This is a genomic window from Arthrobacter sp. A2-55, from assembly GCF_025548615.1.
Classification (GTDB): domain Bacteria; phylum Actinomycetota; class Actinomycetes; order Actinomycetales; family Micrococcaceae; genus Specibacter; species Specibacter silviterrae.
Map to the genome: position 1 here is coordinate 1 of NZ_JAJLOZ010000042.1, position 18,327 is coordinate 18,327.

An 18,327-nucleotide genomic window follows, 5' to 3' on the forward strand; every position below is an offset into this window, starting at 1 on the left:
CCGGGCCGCCTACTTTGAATCACATGACAAAACCGCAAAAAGTCCCTGGCAAACCGTCCGACAACAAACACCCCCGCCCGTTTGGCCTGAGCAGGATGTCAACGGCCGTCGTGAGAAACAAGCCGCTGGCGATCGTGGCCGCAAGCTGCACCTTGGCCCTCCTGGGCGGCGGGATCGCTGCCGCCTCGATCATTCCCTTCAACCAGCAACAGGTCGGCGCCCAGACCGAAAATGGGCAGCAGATCTCCTCGAACCAGGTCATCAAGCCCATCGGCGACCGGCTCATGACTCCGTTCGGCAAGATCATGGGTTCCACCGTCAGCCCCGACGGCCGCTACCTGGTGGGGACCAGCGCCGACCGTTCCGTCGACCTGCAGGTTTTCGACCTCAAGACGTACCAGCCCGTCGCCGCCGCAGGCACCCTCGCGGCGGCGTCGTTCGCGACGGCGGCGGGCAGCGCAGGCTACCCGGCCATCGCCTACCAGCACCTGACCGACGGCACGGTGGGCCAGGAAGGTCCGGTCTTCTCGCCCGACGGCAAGTTCCTCTATTCACCCGTCGCCACCGGGATCGTCCGCTACCCCTTCAATGCAGACGGATCGCTTGGCGCAGGCACGAAGATCGGCATCCCGACCGTGGGCGGCGCGAAGGCGCTGACCGCCGGCATGGCGTTCTCGCCCGACGGCGCCACGCTGTACGCCGCCGTCAATGGCCAAAACTCCGTCGTCGCCATCGACCCGGTTGCGGGCACCATCAAAGCGACCTTCGCCACGGGGATCGCGCCCCGCCAGCTCAAGTTCGCCGGCGGCAAGCTGTACGTCTCCAACGAAGGCGGCCGCCAGGCCGTTGCCGGGGACGCGACGATGGGCTCCTATGGCTCGCAGGTTCCCGCCGACACCTACCTTGGCACCTCCACGACCGGCACACTCAGCGTCATAGACACGGTGAATGCCTCGGCTCCAGTCGCTTCCATCGACGTCCAGCTCCACCCCACTGCGCTGTACCTTGACGGCCCCACGCTGTACGTGGCGAACACCAACAGCGACACCGTTTCCGTTGTGGACACCGCCTCCGGCAAGGTGGTCCAGACCATCGCAACCCAGCCGTGGGCTTCGTCGCAGGTGGGTTATGAACCCACAGCCATCACGATGCAGGGGGACCACCTGCTGGTCTCGCTGGGACGCGCGAACGCTGTCGCCGTCTACAAGGTCAACAGGACCGAGCCGAAGGACCCTGCCAGCTACATCGGCCTGCTGCCGACGGACTACTTCCCCGGGAACGTGGCGGCCGTGAACGGCCAGATCGTGGTCACGAACATGCGCGGCATTGATGCCCGCGGCCCGGAGCTGAGCTTCAACAAGGGACCGGGCACCACGGTTGCGACCGGCCACGGCACCCACTCCACCACGGCGTCCCTGACCAAGTTCACCCTGCCCTCGGACGGCCAGATCCAGCAGTACACCGAGACGGTTTTCAAGCAGAACGGCTGGAATGGCAGTGCCGTGAAGGAAGCGACGGCCGCAGCCGCCGCCAAGATACCGGCCGTGGCCGTGCCGAAGCGGATTGGGGACCCTTCCACGATCAAGCACGTGTTCCTGATCGTCAAGGAAAACCGCACCTACGACCAGGTCTACGGCGACATGAAGCAGGGCAACGGCGATGCCTCGCTGGCCCAGTTTGGTGCAAAGGTCACCCCGAACCAGCATGCCCTGGCCAGCCAGTTTGGCCTCTACGACAACACCTACGACATCGGCACGAACTCGGCCGAGGGCCACAACTGGATGATGCAGGGCGACAACCCCGCGTACACAGAGACCAGTGCGGGGGAGTACACGCGCTCCTATGACACGGAGGAGGACGTGCTGGGCCACCAGCGCTCCGGATTCCTCTGGACGGCCATCCAGTCCGCGGGCAAGACTGCACGGAACTACGGCGAGTTCCTGTACGGCGAGGGCAAGCCCGCCGGCGCAACCTGGCAACAGTATTACTGCGCGGCGTCGAGCACCATGGCTGGCGGCGACCCGGCCCAACTTTTCACCCCGGCACTCCAGCTGCACGCCAGCTCGACCATTCCCTCGCTCAACGCGATCTCCGACCCGAACGCGGCCCCGTTCGACACCTCGGTGCCTGACATCTACCGCTACGCAACCTGGAAGCAGGACTTCGAGAAAAACGGCCCGAAGAACTTCCAGATGACATGGCTTTCCAGCGACCACACGGGCGGCACGGCGGGCCCGTCAGCCCAGGTTGCCGACAACGACCTCGCCGTGGGCAAGATCGTCGACGAAATCTCGCATTCCCCGTACTGGAAGGACTCGGCGATCTTCATTGCCGAGGACGACAGCCAGGACGGCGCCGACCACGTTGACGGCCACCGGGCACCCGTCCAGGTCATCAGCCCGTACGCGGTGCACGGCAAGACGGTCAGCACGTTCTACTCGCAGATCAACATGGTCCGGACCATCGAGCAGATCCTCGGTGCGCAGCCGCTCAACCAGAAAGTGGCCGCGGCAACCCCGATGTTTGACGCCTTCACCAACAAGGCCGAGCTGACGCCTTACACGGCGGTGCCGAACCAGGTTCCGCTGACCGAGGGCGTCAAGACGGCTCCGGCCTGCGGCAATGACACGCTGGGCCAGACGGGCGCTGCGGCCGCCGCGGTCAACGCCGCCGCGGCCGACGCGGTGGCCGTTCCGCCCTCGATGCAGGCGATTGCCGGGGAATGGGACAGCTGGTCCACGAAGCAGCACCTGACCGGCAACGGCGCGAAGGAAGACTCCGCGAACCCGTACCTGTTCAACCGCTGGACCTGGTACCAGGCACACCGCTGGCAGAGCCCGTACCCGGGCGACACCGAAATTTATGGGCCGGACAACGTGCCGGGCGTCCCCGCAGGCTCCACCGGACACGCGGACGGCTGACCGTCCGGCGGCGGCACCTGCCAACCTGAAAACGGTGAAGGCCACCTCCCCGGAGGTGGCCTTCACCGCTTGTCCCGGCGCTGACTACATCCTCAATCGCCCTGTGGCGGGGCCGGGGCGTGGTGATTGACGGTTTCTGCCGCGTTTAGTCCTCCGCCGTTCCCACCTTGGACAGGATGGCCGCCAGGGCCGCGCGCACGCCGGTGCTCAAAGTGGGTTCGATCGCCGGGGCGAACCGCGGGGAGTGATTCCCGAACACCGGTCCGCCGTCTGCCAGCTGCTCGGCGGGACAGCCGCCAAACCGCCAGTACACGGAGGGAACGGCTATGGCGTCGGCGAGGGTGCCGAAGTCCTCGCTCCCCATCGTCGGTGGCAGCTCGGTGACCGAGTCGCTGCCCAAGGCCTCCCTGAACCGGCGGATGAGCAGGGCCGTTTCTGCCGGGTCGTTGTAACAGCGCGGAAAGGCGGAAAGTTCGGTAATTTCCGGCGCCGGCGCAGCGGTGGCTGCTGCCTCGGCGAGAATGATCCGCCTGATGCCGGCCAGGACCTTCTCCCGGACGTCCGGGGTGAACGTGCGCACGTTGACTGTGAACTCGGCTGAGGCGGGGATGATGTTTTCCTTCAGGCCCGCATGGAAGGTGCCGACGGTGACGACGGCCGAATCCAGCGGGTGCGTTTCCCGCGACACCAGCGTCTGGAGCCTGACCACCATGTGGGCGCCGAGCACTATCGGGTCAACGGAATCCTGGGGCTGGGAACCGTGGGCCTGGACGCCGCGGACCACCACCTTCCAGGAGTCAGCCATTGCCATGGCATGGCCGCTGCAGACGCTGACAGTGCCGCTCGCGCCAGGCATGACATGCTGACCGAAGACAATTTCTGGCTTGGGGGCCTTCTCCCAAAGCCCGTCCTCCACCATGGCGCGGGCCCCGGCAGCTGTTTCCTCGCCCGGCTGGAAGATGAACACGACGGTGCCGGCCCAGGCATCCTTCGCCCCCGCCAGCAGCGCCGCGGCCGTCAACGCGGCCGTGATGTGTGTGTCGTGCCCGCGGCCGTGCATCACGGTGGCCGTGCTGGCGTAGGGCAGGCCTGTCTCCTCCCGGATGGGCAGGCCGTCCGTGCCGGCGCGGAATGCGACGACTGGCCCGTCCCCATTGCTCAGAATGCCAACCACTCCGGTGCCCCCGCAGCGGAAGTTTTCCAGGCCCAGCTCTGTGAGCCTGCCGGCGATCAAGTCTGCTGTTTTGTGTTCCTGCATGGAGAGTTCCGGGTTGGCATGCAACGTTCGGTAAAGCTGGTGCATCTGGTGGGACTCTTGCTCACCTAGCTCCAACCGGGTGGGCGGAATGGCGGATCGCGGGGTTGGCATGGTGTTCCCTCCTGATGTCGAGCACCAGGCTAGGTTGCCAGCGACCCCAAGTGCAAGCGGCTATGCGTGCGTGGCAGGTTCCGCTGCGCACTCAAGCGGGAATGCCTTCTTCGCCAGTTCGACGACGGTGCGCAGCGCCAGCGAGGGATTCGTGTCCCGCCAGGCGAGCGCGATGGGCAGCACGCCAGTGGCCTCGGCAAGAGGGCGGTACGTCACGCCGTCGACCTGGATGTGGGTGGAGGAGCCCACCACGATGGAAACCCCCACATCCGCCCCCACCAAGGCCAGCATGCTGTACGGGTCCGGGGCTTCCTGGGCAATGTGGGGCACGAAGCCCGCGGCCGTGCAGAGTGAGATCATGGCGTCGCGGATCCGCGAGCCGTGCGACGCCGGGTAGGCGATGAACCGCTGGTCCCGCAGTTCGACAATGCTGATCGGCCCTCCGCGGGCCAGCGGGTGGTCGCTCGGAACGGCAACGATGAGTGTCTCATTGCGAACTAGGTGCGCCGATATGCCTGTGGGTGTTGGGGAGCCGACCACTCCCAGGTCTATCTCCCCGTCGCGCAGCAGCGTCAGCGCCTCGCCTGAGTAGAGCTGTGGCTGAAGTTCAAGGCTGATGCCGGGCTGCTCGCGCGAAACCTCCCTGGCCAGGATGGAAAGGATGGAATATCCGGTGGTGCCGGCAAACCCCACCTTGACGCTGCCAATCTCACCCTGCTTTGCGGCCCGGGTGATGCGCTTGACTCCGTCCACATGGATGTGGATGGCCTTCGCCGGTTCCAAGAGGGCCACGCCCGAAGGGGTCAGGCGGACCTTGCGTGTGGTCCGCTCGAACAGTTCGGTTCCCAGCTCCTTCTCCAGCATGCGGATGATCCGGCTGAGTGCCGGCTGGGCCACGTGCAGCTTTTCGGCCGCGCGCCCGAAATGAAGCTCCTCCGCGACGGCCAGGAATGCCTCAAACTGCCGAAATTCCATGTGGGCTGGGTCTCCTTGGATGGCTGCCGGCCGGTGCCGGCGCGATTATTGTGAATTTTACATCAATTACTGCGCAACTATGTCTTGGACTCAAAGGATCAATTCTGAAATAGTGACATGCAGCATAGGGGTGAGTGAGGCCCCACACCTTTCGGAGGAAATGAATGAGCATCAGGAACGCATCAACAGAGCAGGTGCCCGCCGTGTCGGGCATTGGGCCGGCACAAGCCCGCCGGGCCGGAATCGCGGCCTTTGTGGGCACCACCATAGAGTGGTTTGACTTCTTCATCTACGGCACCGCTTCCGCACTGGTCCTGGGGAAGCTGTTCTTTCCGGAAGCGTCTCCTGCCATCGGAACGCTGGCGGCCTTCGCGACCTTTGCCGTCGGCTTCATTGCACGCCCCTTGGGCGGCATCATTTTTGGCCACTTCGGCGACAAGTTCGGCCGCAAGAACACTGTCATCACCACGCTGTTGTTGATGGGCGGTGCCACCGTTGGCGTTGGCTTGCTGCCCACCTACGCGCAGATTGGCGTGCTGGCGCCCATTCTCCTGGTGCTGCTGCGGATCATCCAGGGTGTGGCCATGGGCGGTGAATGGGGCGGTGCGGTGCTCATCGCCACGGAGTTTGCGCCTCCCAAAAAGAAGATACTCTACGGCGCTTTTGCCCAACAGGGGTCACCTGTGGGAAACCTGCTGGCCACCGTGGCCTTTCTTGCCCTCACGTCCCTGAGCGCGGAGTCGTTTGGCTCCTGGGGCTGGCGGCTGCCCTTCCTGGCCTCGGCCATTCTCATTCTCATTGGCCTGTACGTCCGCCTGAAAATCAGTGAGACGCCTGAAATGCTCAAGGCCATCCAGTCCAAGACCAGCAAGCGTGTTCCGCTCCTCGAAATCCTGCGCAACCATTACGGCGTGGTCCTGCTGTCCGGCGGCGCCGTGGTTGCTGGCGTGTCACTGACTTATGTGAAGACCACCTTTGCTCTGTCCTGGGCCACGCAGGATCTGGGCTACAGCCGGGCGGAGTTCCTGCAAGTCATCACGGTGGCGCTGGTGGCCCAGGTGTTTATTCAGCCGCTCGGCGCCCTCCTTGCGTCCAAAATCAATGTGCGAACGGCGATTTTGTGGATGCTGGTGCCGGAAATTGTTCTGCTGCCCTTCATGTTCACCATGATCAGCACCGGCAACATCATCCTGGCGATGCTGGGCATGGTCCTGGCAACAATCCCCACCTGCATGTACTACGCAACGCTTGCCGGAGTGCTGGCCCAGCTGTTCCCGGCACATATCCGGTACACCGGAATTTCCGTCTCTTACCAGCTCGCCACCGCGATCTTCGCCGGTACGGCGCCCTTCTTGAGCCAAATGCTCCTCAACGTCAGCGGCTCCATCTGGGCTGTTGTCTGCCTGGGCATCGGCTACGTTGTTCTCTCCCTTGTCTGCATGCTGGTGCTGTTGCGTGGCAAGGCCTGGACCGGACGGGACGGCCAGGCCGAAACCGCCAGCCCCTGACCACCAGCGCCGGACGGCCATCGCCTGACCGCCAACGGCCCGGCGCTGCACCGCCAAACATTTAATGAAGAAATCTTGAAAGGCACGTCAAACTCCATGAACTTTGCAAGCAGCGATCCAGCCCTGATGCCCCTGGTGGAGCGCTACCTCGCCCGCGAGGACCGGAACCTGCTGGTCCCGGTGCTCACCGAACTGGGCGCCGACGTCGCCAACCGCCTCTCGGCCCTGGCCGACACGGCGGACAAGAACAAGCCAACACTGGAACACTTTGACCGCGACGGCAAACGGGTGGACCGCATCAGCTACCACCCCAGCTACGTGGAGCTGTCCAAGGCGGCGTATGAGCAGTATGGCCTCTCCGCCCTGTCCCACCGCGGCCTCCATGGCTGGACGGAAACCCCGCCGCACCTGGCGAAATACGCCCTGTCCTACCTCTTCGTGCAGGCGGAATTCGGGCTTGCCTGCCCCGTCTCAATGACCGACGCCGCGGCGCGCACGCTGCGCAAGTTCGGCGATCCGGAGCTCTTTGGACCCTACATTGACGGACTGACCTCCACCGAGCCGGAAAGCCGCTTCACCGGCGCCATGTTCATGACCGAAACCCAGGCCGGAACCGACATTGCCATGACCGAAACCCAGGCCGTGCCCGACGGCGGTGCCTGGCGGCTGAGCGGGAAGAAGTGGTTCACGTCCAACCCCGACGCCGATGTGGTCCTGACGCTGGCCAAGTACCCCGGCGGCCCGGACACCACCCGCGGCGTGGGCCTGTTCATGCTGCCCAAGGTGCTGCCGGACGGCACCCGCAACAGCTACGTCATTGACCGGCTCAAGGACAAGATGGGCACCCGTTCCATGCCCAGCGGCGAAATCACCCTTGACGGGGCCTACGCGCTGCAGGTGGGCGAGCTCGACCGCGGTTTCAAGCAGATGGCGGAGATGATCAACACCTCACGGCTGTCCAACGCCATGCGCTCTGCCGCACTGATGCGCCGTGCCGTCGTCGAATCCGTGGACCATGCACGGCGTCGGGTGGTCTTCGGGAAGCCGCTGATGCAGCAGCCCCTCATGCGCAACACCATCCTGCCTCTCGCCCTGGAAGCCGAGGCCGCACTCGGGCTGATCTTCCACTCCGGAGACACGCTGCAAAAGGCCGACGGCGGCGACGCGAACGCCAAGTCCCTGATTCGAGTGCTCACCCCAATCGCCAAGCACTACATTTGCAAGAGGGCCCGCTGGGTCACCGGTGAGGCCATGGAGATCCGGGGAGGGAACGGCTACATTGAGGACTGGCCCAACTCGCGCCTGCTGCGCGACTCCCACCTCGGTTCCATCTGGGAAGGATCCTCCAACGTGATCGCCCTGGATGTGCTGCGTTGCATGAAGCAGTACGGGGCCCACCGCGTAGTCGCCGACTCAATGCTCGAAAAGCTCTCCGCCTTGCAGGCCACCGACGCAGCCCCGGGCGCGCAGCAGCTCACGGAGGCCTGGCACCTGGTCCTCACCCGCGGGGATGCCCTCCTCTCGGGTGCGAACCAGGACGCCCAGGCGCTGATCGGCCACTACACCAACACCCTGGCCCAGCTGGTCATGTCCACCCTGCTGCTCGAGCAGGCCATCCACGAGTCAGCCAACGGCTACCGAAAGCTGATGGTGGCGAACTCCTACCTGGACGTGATCGTCAATGGCCGCACCGGCGCGCTGCCGGCGGCCCTGCAGTGGCTCGATGAAATTGTTGACGGGGACTCCGTGCCCCGTGAAGCGGCACTGAGCGTTTTCAAATAGGCACCCGAAAAGACTGATACACCATGAAAACAACGAAGCACCCTACATTCACCGGGCCGCTGGCCGGCATCAAGGTCGTTGACCTCTCCAAGATCCTCGCGGGCCCCTATGCCACCATGTCACTTGCAGACCTGGGCGCGGACGTCACCAAGGTGGAACACCCTGACGGCGGGGACCCCACACGCTCCTGGGGCCCGCCCGTCGAGGGCACCGACGCCACGTATTACCTGGCCATCAACCGCGGCAAGAAATCCGTCACCATCGACCTGAAGTCCGTGGAGGGCCAGGAAATCGTGCACCGCATGCTGGAAGAGGCCGACGTGCTGGTGGAAAACTTCCGCCCTGGCTCCGGCCTGCAGCGCACCTTCGACTACAAAGTGCTCTCCGAGCGGTACCCCAAGCTGGTGATTCTTCACATCTCGGCGTTTGGGGACCACGGGCCACTGCGCGACGAGCCGGGCTACGACATGATCGCCCAGGCAGCGGGAGGGCTCATGTCCCTCACGGGGGAGCCGGGCGGCGCGCCACTCAAGGCGGGCTTCGCCATGGGCGATTTGGGCGCCTCGCTGTTTGGAATCATCGGCCTGCTCGCAGCCCTCGTGGAGCGCTCGCGCACCGGGCGTGGACAGTATGTGACAACCTCCCTGTACGAGTGCCAGCTGGCCTTGCATGTCAACTGGGCGACCAACTACTTTGCCGACGGCGTGCGCCCCGGCCCCCTGGGTTCAGGCCATCCCAACCTGGTCCCGTACCAGGCGTACCAGGCCCGGGACGGCTACTTCGTCATCGCCGTCGGAAACGACGCCATGTGGCAGAAGCTCTGTGCAGCCATCGGCCGCCCGGACCTGGGCGCGGACGCGTCGCTGCTGGCCAACAACGGGCGGCTGGCCAACCGTGAACGGCTTAACGGGGAGCTTGAAAAATCCCTGAAGGCCAAGACTGTGGCGCAGTGGTGCGGACTGTTCGCCGAACGCGGCGTCCCGGCCTCCCCGATCCGGAGCCTCGACGAAGTCTATGCGCACCCCCACACCCAGGCCCTGGGAATGGTCCAGATTGCCGACCACCCCGTCATCGGGGACCTCAAGCAGGTTGCCTTCCCCGTGAACTTCCGCGGCCGCCGGCCGGAGGTCCGCACCGCCCCGCCGATGCTCGGTGCCGACAACGAGGCCGTGCTGCCGAACTATTCACCGCTCCCAACGGCCTAAGCGCCGCCTCAAGACTTCGCCACAGAAAAGAGACACCCCACCATGAACACTCTTGCCATCGACCCCGCCCTGGCCAACTCCGACGTGTTGAACCTCGACGCCCTCTTCAGCGCCGAAGAACTCGCCTTCCGCGACACCGTGCGCGGTTTTGTGAACGACCGCATCAAGCCGAACATCAAGGATTGGTACGAGGCAGCCCATTTCCCGGTGGAAATTGCCAGGGAAATGGGTAGCCTGGGTTTGCTGGGCATGCATTTGAAGGGCTACGGGTGCCCGGGCCGGTCCTCCGTTGAATACGGCATCGCGGCGATGGAGCTGGAAGCCGGGGATTCCGGCCTGCGCACCTTCGTCTCGGTGCAGGGTTCGCTGGCCATGACAGCCATCCACAAGTGGGGGAGCGAGGAGCAGAAGAACACCTACCTGCCCGGCATGGCCAGGGGTGAGATCATCGGGTGCTTCGGGCTGACCGAGCCGACGGCGGGATCGGACCCCTCCTCCATGCAAACGCGCGCGGTGCGCAGCGATACCGGCTGGGTGCTCAACGGGGCCAAGCGGTGGATTGGGCTGGCCACCATTGCCCAGGTGGCAGTGATCTGGGCCATGACGGACGACGGTGTGCGCGGCTTCCTCGTGCCCACGGACACCGCCGGCTTTACGGCCACCGCCATTGAGCCGAAGCTCTCGATGCGCGCCTCCATCCAATGCGACATCACCTTCGAGGACGTCCTGCTGCCGGCTGACGCCATCCTGCCCGGCGCCAAGGGCCTGCGCGGGCCCTTCTCCTGCCTCAACGAGGCCCGCTACGGCATCATCTGGGGCGCCATGGGCGCGGCCCGCGACTCCTACGAAACCGCCCTGAAGTACTCCCTGGAGCGCATGCAGTTCGACAAGCCCCTGGCCGGCTACCAGCTGACCCAGCTCAAGCTGGTAAACATGCTGCTGGAGATCCAAAAGGGCACCCTGCTGGCAATCCACACAGGCCGCATGAAGGATGCCGGAGTCCTCCAGCCCGTGCAAATCTCGGTGGGCAAGCTGAACAACTGCCGCGAGGCCATCGAGATTTGCCGCGAAGCACGCACCATCCTGGGCGGCAACGGCATCACCTTGGACTTCTCGCCACTGCGCCACGGCAACAACCTCGAATCCGTCCGCACCTACGAGGGCACCGATGAGGTCCACACACTGATCCTGGGCAACCACATCACCGCCCAGCCGGCTTTTCGGTAGCCGGGGCGGCAAGGGACGACCATGGCGTTTGAGACGATCCTCACTGACATCAACAACGGGCTCGGCACCATTACCATCAACCGGCCCGGAGCGCGCAACGCACTGAACCCCACAGTGGTGCGCGAGCTCCGCGCGGCCTTGGAGGGGTTTGCCGACAAGGACGAGCTCCGGGCCGTTGTCTTCACCGGTGCCGGCGACGTGGCCTTCGTGGCGGGCTCAGACATCACCGCGTTGGCCGGTTACGCGGCCGGTGACGGACTAAGCGCAAAAATGCAGCGCTTTTTCGATTATCTCGAGGACTACGAACTGCCGACCATTGCCGCGATGAATGGCTTTGCGCTCGGCGGAGGTATCGAGTTGGCCATGGCCTGCGACATCCGCATCGCAGCCGAATCGGCCCGCTTCGGCCTTCCGGAGACGAACTTGGGGATCATCCCCGGGGCAGGCGGCACCCAGCGCCTGTCCCGGCTGGTCGGCAAGGGCCGCGCTGTCGAGCTCATCCTCACGGGACGCATCTTCGACTCCGAAGAGGCGCTTCGGATGGGGCTCGTCACCGAGGTGGTGCCTCCACCGGAATTGATGGACGCGGCCCGCAGGACGGCCGGGCAGATCATGGCCAAGGGGCCCCTGGCCATCCGGCTGGCCAAGCTCGTCATCAAAAACGGGGCAGAAACTGACCAGCGCACGGGCCTGCTCCTCGAACGGCTGGCCCAGTCCCTGCTGTATACCAGCAGCGACAAGTCCGAGGGCTTGAACGCCTTTCTGGAAAAGCGCCCGGCTGCGTTCACCGGGTTCTGAACCGCACGCCCACGCACAACCTTCAAGGACAACACTTATGCACATCAACAACATCCTGGTCGTCGGCTCCGGCGCCATGGGCTCCCAAATCGGCTTGGTCGCCTCCCTGGCCGGATACGCCACCACCATCCACGACATCGCCGCGGAACCGCTGGCCGCGGCCAGGGAGCAGATTGCCTCCCGCCTGGACAGCTCGGTGGCAAAGGGCAGGCTGTCCCGCCCCGACGCCGACGCGGCACTGGCACGGCTGTCCTTCACGACATCGCTGGAAGAGGGGGCTGCCGGCGCCGACCTCGTCATCGAGGCGGCCACGGAACGGCTGGATGTCAAGCGGGCCATCTTCGCTGCCCTCGATGCAGCAGCGCAGCCACATGCGATCCTGGCCACCAACTCCTCCACCCTGGGCTCCTCCAAGGTGGCGGGGTCCACCTCCCGCCCGGGGAAAGTCTGCAATATGCACTTCTTCAACCCGGCCCTGGTCATGAAGTGCGTGGAGGTGGTCCGCCACCCGGGCACCTCCCAGGAAACCCTCGACACCGTCATGGAGCTGGCCCGGCGGCTGGGGAAGGCGCCCGTGCTCATCAACCACGAGATCCCCGGCTTTGTGGCCAACCGCCTGATGGGTGCCATCCGGGACGAAGCACTCCGCCTTTACGCGGAAGGCATCGCCACCTTTGAAGACATCGACACGGCCGCGAAGACTGCACTGGGGCACCCCATGGGCCCGTTTGAACTCATGGACCTGGTGGGCCTGGACGTCAGTTACCTGATCCGTCAAGCCACATTCGCCGAAACCGGTGACCCGGCGGACCTGCCCCACCCGGCCCTGACCGAGATGTATGAACGCGGCGACTACGGCCGGAAAACCGGAAAGGGCTGGTACCGCTACGGCGAGGCCGCAACGGCGGTCAAGTAGCAGCCCCTCCTGGCAAGTCCCTGGAACCAAACACGATCCGACTGAAGGAGTTTTTCAATGGCCGAGGCATTCCTCGTTGGCGGCACCCGAACCCCGGTGGGGCGCTACGGCGGCGCGCTGTCCGCCGTGCGTTCCGACGACCTCGCTGCACTGGTGGTCCAGGATGCGGTGCGCCGGGCCGGCGTCGATCCCGACACCGTGGATGAGGTGATACTCGGCAACGCGAACGGCGCCGGGGAGGAAAACCGCAACGTTGCCCGGATGGCCTGGCTGCTGGCCGGCTTTGGCGACCACGTCCCCGGGCTGACCGTGAACCGGCTGTGCGCCTCCGGACTGAGCGCCATCATCCTGGCCGCGCAAATGGTCAAGGCGGGCGCGGCGGACATTGTGGTGGCCGGCGGCGTGGAATCCATGAGCCGTGCACCGTGGGTTCAGGAAAAGCCCGGGAAGGCGTTTGCCAAGCCGGGGGCCGTCTTTGACACCTCGATTGGCTGGCGGTTCACCAACCCGCGCTTCACCTCCGGGGACCTGACCCGGGGCGGGGAGATGACGTTCTCCATGCCGGAAACGGCGGAAAAGGTGGCCCAGGTCCATGGGATCTCGCGCGAGGACTCCGATGCCTTCGCCGTCCAGTCCCACGAACGGGCGCTGGCCGCCATCGCGGCGGGACGGTTCCGGGAAGAAATCGTGCCCGTCGTCATTCCGGGACGAAAGGGCAGCACGGTTGTCGACACCGATGAGGGCCCCCGGCCGGGAACCACCACGGAGGTGCTGGCCGGGCTTCGTCCCGTGGTGAAGGGCGGTGCGGTGGTCACGGCGGGAAACGCAAGCACCCTCAACGATGGTGCCTCAGCCATTGTTGTTGCTTCGGAGGCTGCCGTGGCCAAATACGGGCTGGCCCCGCGCGGGCGCATCGTCGACGGCGCCTCGGCGGGCGTGGCGCCGGAAGTCATGGGGATCGGCCCGGTTCCGGCCACGGAAAAGGTCCTGGCCCGTGCGGGGGTGGCACATTGGTGAACTGGGCGCCGTCGAACTTAATGAGGCCTTTGCCACCCAGTCGCTGGCCGTGATGCGTGCCCTTTGCCTGGACAATGGCATCACCAACAACGACGGCGGCGCAATTGCCCTGGGGCACCCGCTCGGTTCCAGCGGCTCCCGGCTGGTGGTCACGCTGCTGCGTCGGATGGAGCAGGACAATGTCCGGCGCGGACTGGCCACCCTGTGCGTGGGCGTCGGCCAAGGCACCTCGCTCCTCGTCGAACGGCCGTGACACACATGGTCGCCATTCTTGCCGCCGATGCCATCCACGTCTCCTTTGTTCCGCACCGGCAGGTCCAGGCCCTTGTCATTGACGGCGAAAAGGTCGTGTTCGCCGGCACCTCCGAGGAGGCCCACCTACGCTACCCGCAGGCGGACCAGTCCCTTGAACTCAACGGAACGATCATCCCCGGACTGGTCGACAGCCACGTCCACACCGTTTTCACCGGGATGACCGGGCAATGGGCGAACCTTCGGCCCGAAGCCGTCGGCTCCATGGACGCGCTGATCGCCGCCCTGGTCCGTTGCGGGGCCAGCCAGGGCTGGTACCGGGGATGGGGGTATGACGACACCCTGCTGCTTGAGGGCCGCCACCCCAGCAGGCATGACCTGGACCGCGTCTCGGTGGGAGACCCGGTGCTGGTGACCCACCTCTCCGGCCACTTCGCTGTCGCCAATACCAGGGCGCTTGAACTGGCCGGAGTCTGGGACGGGACCCCGGACCCGGTGGGCGGGAACTTCGTCCGGGATGAAGCCGGCCGGGCATCGGGGCTGTTGTGGGGGATCGGCGCTGTCCGGGCAGTGCGCGAGCAGTGCCCCCAACCCGAACGCGGGGACGGTCTGCGTGCGGCACGCGAGGCGATGGACCAGGCCGTTTCCCAGGGAATCACCCAGATTCACGACATGGCCATCGGCTCGCAGTTCGCCGCCCGGGAGCTGGACATGCTCAGGGAGATCGCAGACGCCGGGGCGATGCCGGTGCGCCTGTTCGGATATTTGATTGGCGACCTTGTGCCTGAAATCGTTGCCCGGGATCCTGAACTTTTCCGGCACTCCACGGCGTCCCGCCTTCAGATTCGCGGGGCGAAGCTGTGGGCGGACGGCTCCATCCAAGGACTCTCGGCAGCCGTCGTTGACGGATATGAATGCTGCCCTGAGTCGCACGGCAACCTGCTGCTGTCCTCGGCCCAAATCGTGGCTAAGGCCCAATCTTTGCTGGCCGCCGGGGCCCAGCTGGCAGTTCATGCCAACGGGGATGGGGCAATAGGGGAAGTCATCGAGGCCTTCCGCGAGTTGCGCGGCCTGGCGGCAGGGGAGGGGTGGGCCAAACACCGAATTGAGCACTTCCAAATGGCCCACCCCGAAGACATCAAGGCGGCGGCGGAAGTGGGCCTGGGCGCCTCACTGTTTACCAACCATGTCCACTATTGGGGGGACCGCCACCGGGACCGCTTTGTGGGACCGGCACGGGCCGAACGCATGAACCCGCTGCGTGAATGCCTGGACCATGGACTCACGGTTGGCATGCACTCGGATTCACCCGTTACGCCCATGAACATTTTGGCCACGATCGAGACCGCGGTGACCCGTTCCACCCTCGGGGGCTCAATACTCGGGGCCGCACAGGGGGTGTCGGCGGCGGAGGCGTTCCACGTTGCCACGGCCCTGAGCGCTGACCTTGTTGGTATGGGAGGGGCAGCCGGCACCTTGGAGCCTGGAATGCTTGCCGACCTCGTCCTGCTCGACCGTGACCCCCTGCTGGCCGGGGATGCCCCCGGCCATATTTCCGCCAGCGTGGTCAAGGCAACCATGGTGGGCGGTGAATGGGTTTATGGCGCTTAGCTTGGCCGTACCGCTGCGCCGGGTACGGCGCTATGGGGCAATCTCGTTCATAACCGGCGTCTACTTTGCCTTCCACACCATGGCTATTACGGCAATAGCCGTTAGTGCGCCTGGACTGGCAGACGCCTCGATCGCCGTAACGATCTACATGGGCCTTGGCCTGCTGCTCGATTCGCCCGCAGCGCAGTTGGGGGCCCGGTATGGATTGAAGCCGCTGGTCGCTGCCAGCGGGGGCCTCATAGTGTTGACGGCCAGCGCCGCCGTGCTGCTGGGGACAGGCTGGTGGATCATGGTGTTCGCCGCGGTCTTCGCCGCGTGTTCCAGCCTGATCTACATCCCTACACTGGCACGGTACTCCGAACTCCTGGGGCCGGCGCAGGCAGCAGGCCAAAGGATGTCGGTGTTGGTGCAGCGGGGAGGGGCCCTCATCGCTTCGGGCGCCATCACCGTGGCCTTGGGCCGGGAAGCCCCTGCGGAACTGTTATTCGGTCTCCTCATTTCCGGCGCCCTGCTCCTGGGCGCCGCGTTTACACTGCCGCGGGGCACAAATCCGGGGCAGTCGTCCCGGCAGCCGGCGCCAGCCAACACCGGCGCAGTGGCGGCCATTCGGTTTTCGGTGGCCGAAATGGCGCGGTCTTCCGTCATGGTCAAGGGGGCCGTTGCCGCTGCAACCATGCCCATCGTGTTTACGGCTGCCGGTTCCGCCCTGCCCGTTGCGCTCCCGGGTCTGGGCGGCGCCATTGGGCTGGGACTGGTCCTGCGGGAGCTGTTGGCGATGGCGACCGCCGGATTCATGGGGCGTGGTTCGCTGGCACGGACCAACATCGAGTTCGCCGCGGCAGTGGTTGGGGCCGGCGCAGGATTCTGGTATGGCGCCGTGGCGGGCAGCCCGGTTGCCGTCGCCGTCGGGCTTGGACTCAGCGGACCCCTCATCGGGGCTGCCATCATGGCCTCCACGCTCAACACCCGGCAGGCAGCATTGGCCAGCACCCGCCCATGGGCCTGTTTTGCCGGCATGGGCATGGCAGCGCGGGCCGGCGGCCTGGCCGGCCCGCTGCTGCTGGGGTGGATGCTGACGTATGGGCGAACCGGGCTGGCCGCCGGATTTGTGGTGCTTCTCGCGGCAGCTGGGCTTGCAGTCGCCCGGCGGGGTGCTGGTGCCCTTATTTCGCCCCGAGGAAAATCGGGTTCGTGAGGGCAGCCATGGGGCCGAGCTGCAGGGAGGTTCCCATCGCTGTCCCGTTGCTGGGCGTTCCGTCCGCCATCGGGTGCCGGACCTCAAGGCGCACGTACGCCGCGAGCTGCGGCGTCGTCACCCAGGTGATGGTGCCCCGGCCGGCCGCGGGCAGGTTCTGCTGGAGGGTCTGGCCCTCGTCGGTGATGAACCGGACCACGCCATTGGGCACACCGGAAACTGCCGCCGTCACCGTGACGGGGGAATCCGCCGCAGCGTCAAGCCGCTCCCCGATGCCGGCGCTCCGTCCGCTAGAGGACACCGTGAAATCGACCGATACATCGGCAGATTCGGCGATCCAGCTCCTGCCGTTGCGGATGCCCTCCAGCAGGGCATCACGGGAGAGGGCTGCGGCATGGACAACGTTGTGCGGGAAGCCGATCACCTGGGGTGCGCTGTGGGCGTCGCTGTTGCCCATGGCCGGGAGCCAGCGGCCCCCGGACCGCACCGACTGGGCCAGCATGGAATCCCAGCTGTTGATCGCGTATTCGTCATCGGCGGTCCAGGGGCCGGTCCACACCTCAACGGCGTCGGCGTCGTCGTAGCCGAACTTCCAGCGGCAGGCAACGTAGGGGCAGAAGGGGTGGGCCGGGACCACGATCCCGCCCGAGGACCGGATGTGCTGCGCCTCCTGTTTGAAGCCCTTGTCCCGCGCCCGGTAGCGCCAGTCGATCCAGTCGCCCGGCTCCAGCCCCAAGGCGAGGTAGTGTCCATTGCGCGTGGTGACTTCCTCGCCCGTGAGGATGAGCAGGTCATCCCCGGCAAGCGGTCCCCACGCCCCATGCGAGGCGGGTGTGTTGTGGTCGGTGCTGACCATGAAGTCCAGGCGGGCCCGGGCTCCCGCAGCCACTTCATCGGGGGTGCGCTTTCCGTCGGAATAGACCGTGTGGAGGTGGGCGTCGCCGCGGTACCAGCCGGCCCCGCGCCCGGCAATCGCCTGGGCGGGGTACAGCGGACGATGGGGAGCGCCGTCGGGCCCGTCGTAGTCCAGGGTGATGTTGACGGTGTAGTCCATGCCCTCCGCGGCGACCTGGTAGGGGCCCAGCACGATGTTCCAGGTGCCCCTGCCGACCGGGCCGGGGAGGTAGCCCGGCGTTGCTTCTGCGGCGCTGATGAAGAATTCACTGCGAAATCCGCCGGGCCAGCCCCGGAAGCCCTTGCCGGCAAGCTTGGTCCCGTTTTCGTCGAAGATGCCGATGTCGCAGGCGTTGTTCAGCAGGCCCGGGGAGACCTGGGGCCTGCTGTACGTGTACTGCACACTGATCTTGTTGACACCGGCGGGCACGTCGACGGGAAGGTAGACGAAGTCGGCGGCGCCGGTGTCCAAGTGCCCCGTGATCGTCTTGTTTTTGCTGGTTCCGGAGTCGGCGGCAGCGAACTGTACCGGAGCCAGCGTCAGGGCGGCGCCTGTCAGGGCTGCGGCCAGGAAACCGCGGCGGGAAGTTGAGTGGATGACATTGTCGGCCTCGTGGGCCTTGCATGGTGAATTCAGGGGCTTCACGGTAGTGGGCG

General features: G+C 65.8%; 12 protein-coding genes and 1 pseudogene. 10 read left to right on the top strand and 3 right to left on the bottom strand.

The genetic code is table 11. The features are described from left to right. Nucleotides 1-110 precede the first annotated feature (110 nt). The gene (locus LPN03_RS12420; protein WP_262454441.1) at nucleotides 111-2,921 is read left to right on the top strand and encodes an alkaline phosphatase family protein; all 2,811 of its coding nucleotides are present in this window, start codon (nucleotides 111-113) and stop codon (nucleotides 2,919-2,921) included. 145 nt (nucleotides 2,922-3,066) lie between these two features. Here the strand turns inward: LPN03_RS12420 and LPN03_RS12425 are convergent, their stop codons facing one another. Together LPN03_RS12425 and LPN03_RS12430 are read right to left on the bottom strand one after the other, a co-directional pair. Continuing rightward, on the bottom strand, nucleotides 3,067-4,290 hold the full coding sequence (locus LPN03_RS12425) for an amidohydrolase (protein WP_410468590.1): 1,224 nt from the start codon (nucleotides 4,288-4,290) through the stop codon (nucleotides 3,067-3,069). 60 nt (nucleotides 4,291-4,350) lie between these two features. Next, nucleotides 4,351-5,265, bottom strand: a complete 915-nt coding sequence (locus LPN03_RS12430; RefSeq protein ID WP_262454442.1) for a LysR family transcriptional regulator — start codon at nucleotides 5,263-5,265, stop codon at nucleotides 4,351-4,353. Nucleotides 5,266-5,429: 164 nt separating this feature from the next. Here LPN03_RS12430 and LPN03_RS12435 point away from each other — a divergent pair, with 164 nt between their 5' ends. From LPN03_RS12435 to LPN03_RS12475, 9 genes and pseudogenes are all read left to right on the top strand, one after another. Beyond that, the gene (locus LPN03_RS12435; protein WP_262454443.1) at nucleotides 5,430-6,773 is read left to right on the top strand and encodes an MFS transporter; all 1,344 of its coding nucleotides are present in this window, start codon (nucleotides 5,430-5,432) and stop codon (nucleotides 6,771-6,773) included. Nucleotides 6,774-6,869: 96 nt separating this feature from the next. Next, on the top strand, nucleotides 6,870-8,555 hold the full coding sequence (locus tag LPN03_RS12440) for an acyl-CoA dehydrogenase family protein (RefSeq protein WP_262454445.1): 1,686 nt from the start codon (nucleotides 6,870-6,872) through the stop codon (nucleotides 8,553-8,555). Between the two features lie 23 nt (nucleotides 8,556-8,578). Then, nucleotides 8,579-9,760, top strand: coding sequence for a CaiB/BaiF CoA transferase family protein (locus LPN03_RS12445; RefSeq protein ID WP_262454446.1), 1,182 nt, complete (start codon nucleotides 8,579-8,581; stop codon nucleotides 9,758-9,760). A gap of 42 nt (nucleotides 9,761-9,802) precedes the next feature. Further along, nucleotides 9,803-10,987, top strand: coding sequence for an acyl-CoA dehydrogenase family protein (locus LPN03_RS12450; RefSeq protein WP_262454447.1), 1,185 nt, complete (start codon nucleotides 9,803-9,805; stop codon nucleotides 10,985-10,987). A 21-nt stretch (nucleotides 10,988-11,008) separates the two neighbouring features. Continuing rightward, nucleotides 11,009-11,785: an enoyl-CoA hydratase/isomerase family protein gene (locus LPN03_RS12455; protein WP_262454448.1), complete on the top strand. Its 777-nt coding sequence runs from the start codon at nucleotides 11,009-11,011 to the stop codon at nucleotides 11,783-11,785. 37 nt (nucleotides 11,786-11,822) lie between these two features. Continuing rightward, nucleotides 11,823-12,701 (top strand): 3-hydroxyacyl-CoA dehydrogenase family protein, encoded by an 879-nt coding sequence (locus LPN03_RS12460; RefSeq protein WP_262454449.1) that lies wholly within the window; start codon nucleotides 11,823-11,825, stop codon nucleotides 12,699-12,701. Between the two features lie 57 nt (nucleotides 12,702-12,758). Then, nucleotides 12,759-13,971: pseudogene (locus tag LPN03_RS12465) on the top strand (thiolase family protein). Between the two features lie 5 nt (nucleotides 13,972-13,976). Then, entirely contained in the window at nucleotides 13,977-15,581 is a 1,605-nt protein-coding gene (locus LPN03_RS12470) for an amidohydrolase (protein ID WP_262454472.1), read from the top strand. A gap of 79 nt (nucleotides 15,582-15,660) precedes the next feature. Further along, nucleotides 15,661-16,776: a hypothetical protein gene (locus LPN03_RS12475; RefSeq protein WP_262454450.1), complete on the top strand. Its 1,116-nt coding sequence runs from the start codon at nucleotides 15,661-15,663 to the stop codon at nucleotides 16,774-16,776. Here the strand turns inward: LPN03_RS12475 and LPN03_RS12480 are convergent. Further along, on the bottom strand, nucleotides 16,745-18,316 hold the full coding sequence (locus LPN03_RS12480) for a CehA/McbA family metallohydrolase (RefSeq protein ID WP_262454451.1): 1,572 nt from the start codon (nucleotides 18,314-18,316) through the stop codon (nucleotides 16,745-16,747). The genes LPN03_RS12475 and LPN03_RS12480 overlap by 32 nt on opposite strands. Nucleotides 18,317-18,327: the final 11 nt, after the last annotated feature.

What these genes read in the sequence shown, in the direction of transcription:
- LPN03_RS12440 (WP_262454445.1), top strand. Translation starts at nt 6,870, where the DNA reads ATGAACTTTGCAAGCAGCGATCCAGCCCTGATGCCCCTGGTGGAGCGC.
- LPN03_RS12460 (WP_262454449.1), top strand. Translation starts at nt 11,823, where the DNA reads ATGCACATCAACAACATCCTGGTCGTCGGCTCCGGCGCCATGGGCTCC.
- LPN03_RS12430 (WP_262454442.1), bottom strand. Translation starts at nt 5,265, where the DNA reads ATGGAATTTCGGCAGTTTGAGGCATTCCTGGCCGTCGCGGAGGAGCTT.
- LPN03_RS12455 (WP_262454448.1), top strand. Translation starts at nt 11,009, where the DNA reads ATGGCGTTTGAGACGATCCTCACTGACATCAACAACGGGCTCGGCACC.
- LPN03_RS12425 (WP_410468590.1), bottom strand. Translation starts at nt 4,290, where the DNA reads ATGCCAACCCCGCGATCCGCCATTCCGCCCACCCGGTTGGAGCTAGGT.
- LPN03_RS12470 (WP_262454472.1), top strand. Translation starts at nt 13,977, where the DNA reads ATGGTCGCCATTCTTGCCGCCGATGCCATCCACGTCTCCTTTGTTCCG.
- LPN03_RS12450 (WP_262454447.1), top strand. Translation starts at nt 9,803, where the DNA reads ATGAACACTCTTGCCATCGACCCCGCCCTGGCCAACTCCGACGTGTTG.
- LPN03_RS12435 (WP_262454443.1), top strand. Translation starts at nt 5,430, where the DNA reads ATGAGCATCAGGAACGCATCAACAGAGCAGGTGCCCGCCGTGTCGGGC.
- LPN03_RS12445 (WP_262454446.1), top strand. Translation starts at nt 8,579, where the DNA reads ATGAAAACAACGAAGCACCCTACATTCACCGGGCCGCTGGCCGGCATC.
- LPN03_RS12475 (WP_262454450.1), top strand. Translation starts at nt 15,661, where the DNA reads ATGGCTATTACGGCAATAGCCGTTAGTGCGCCTGGACTGGCAGACGCC.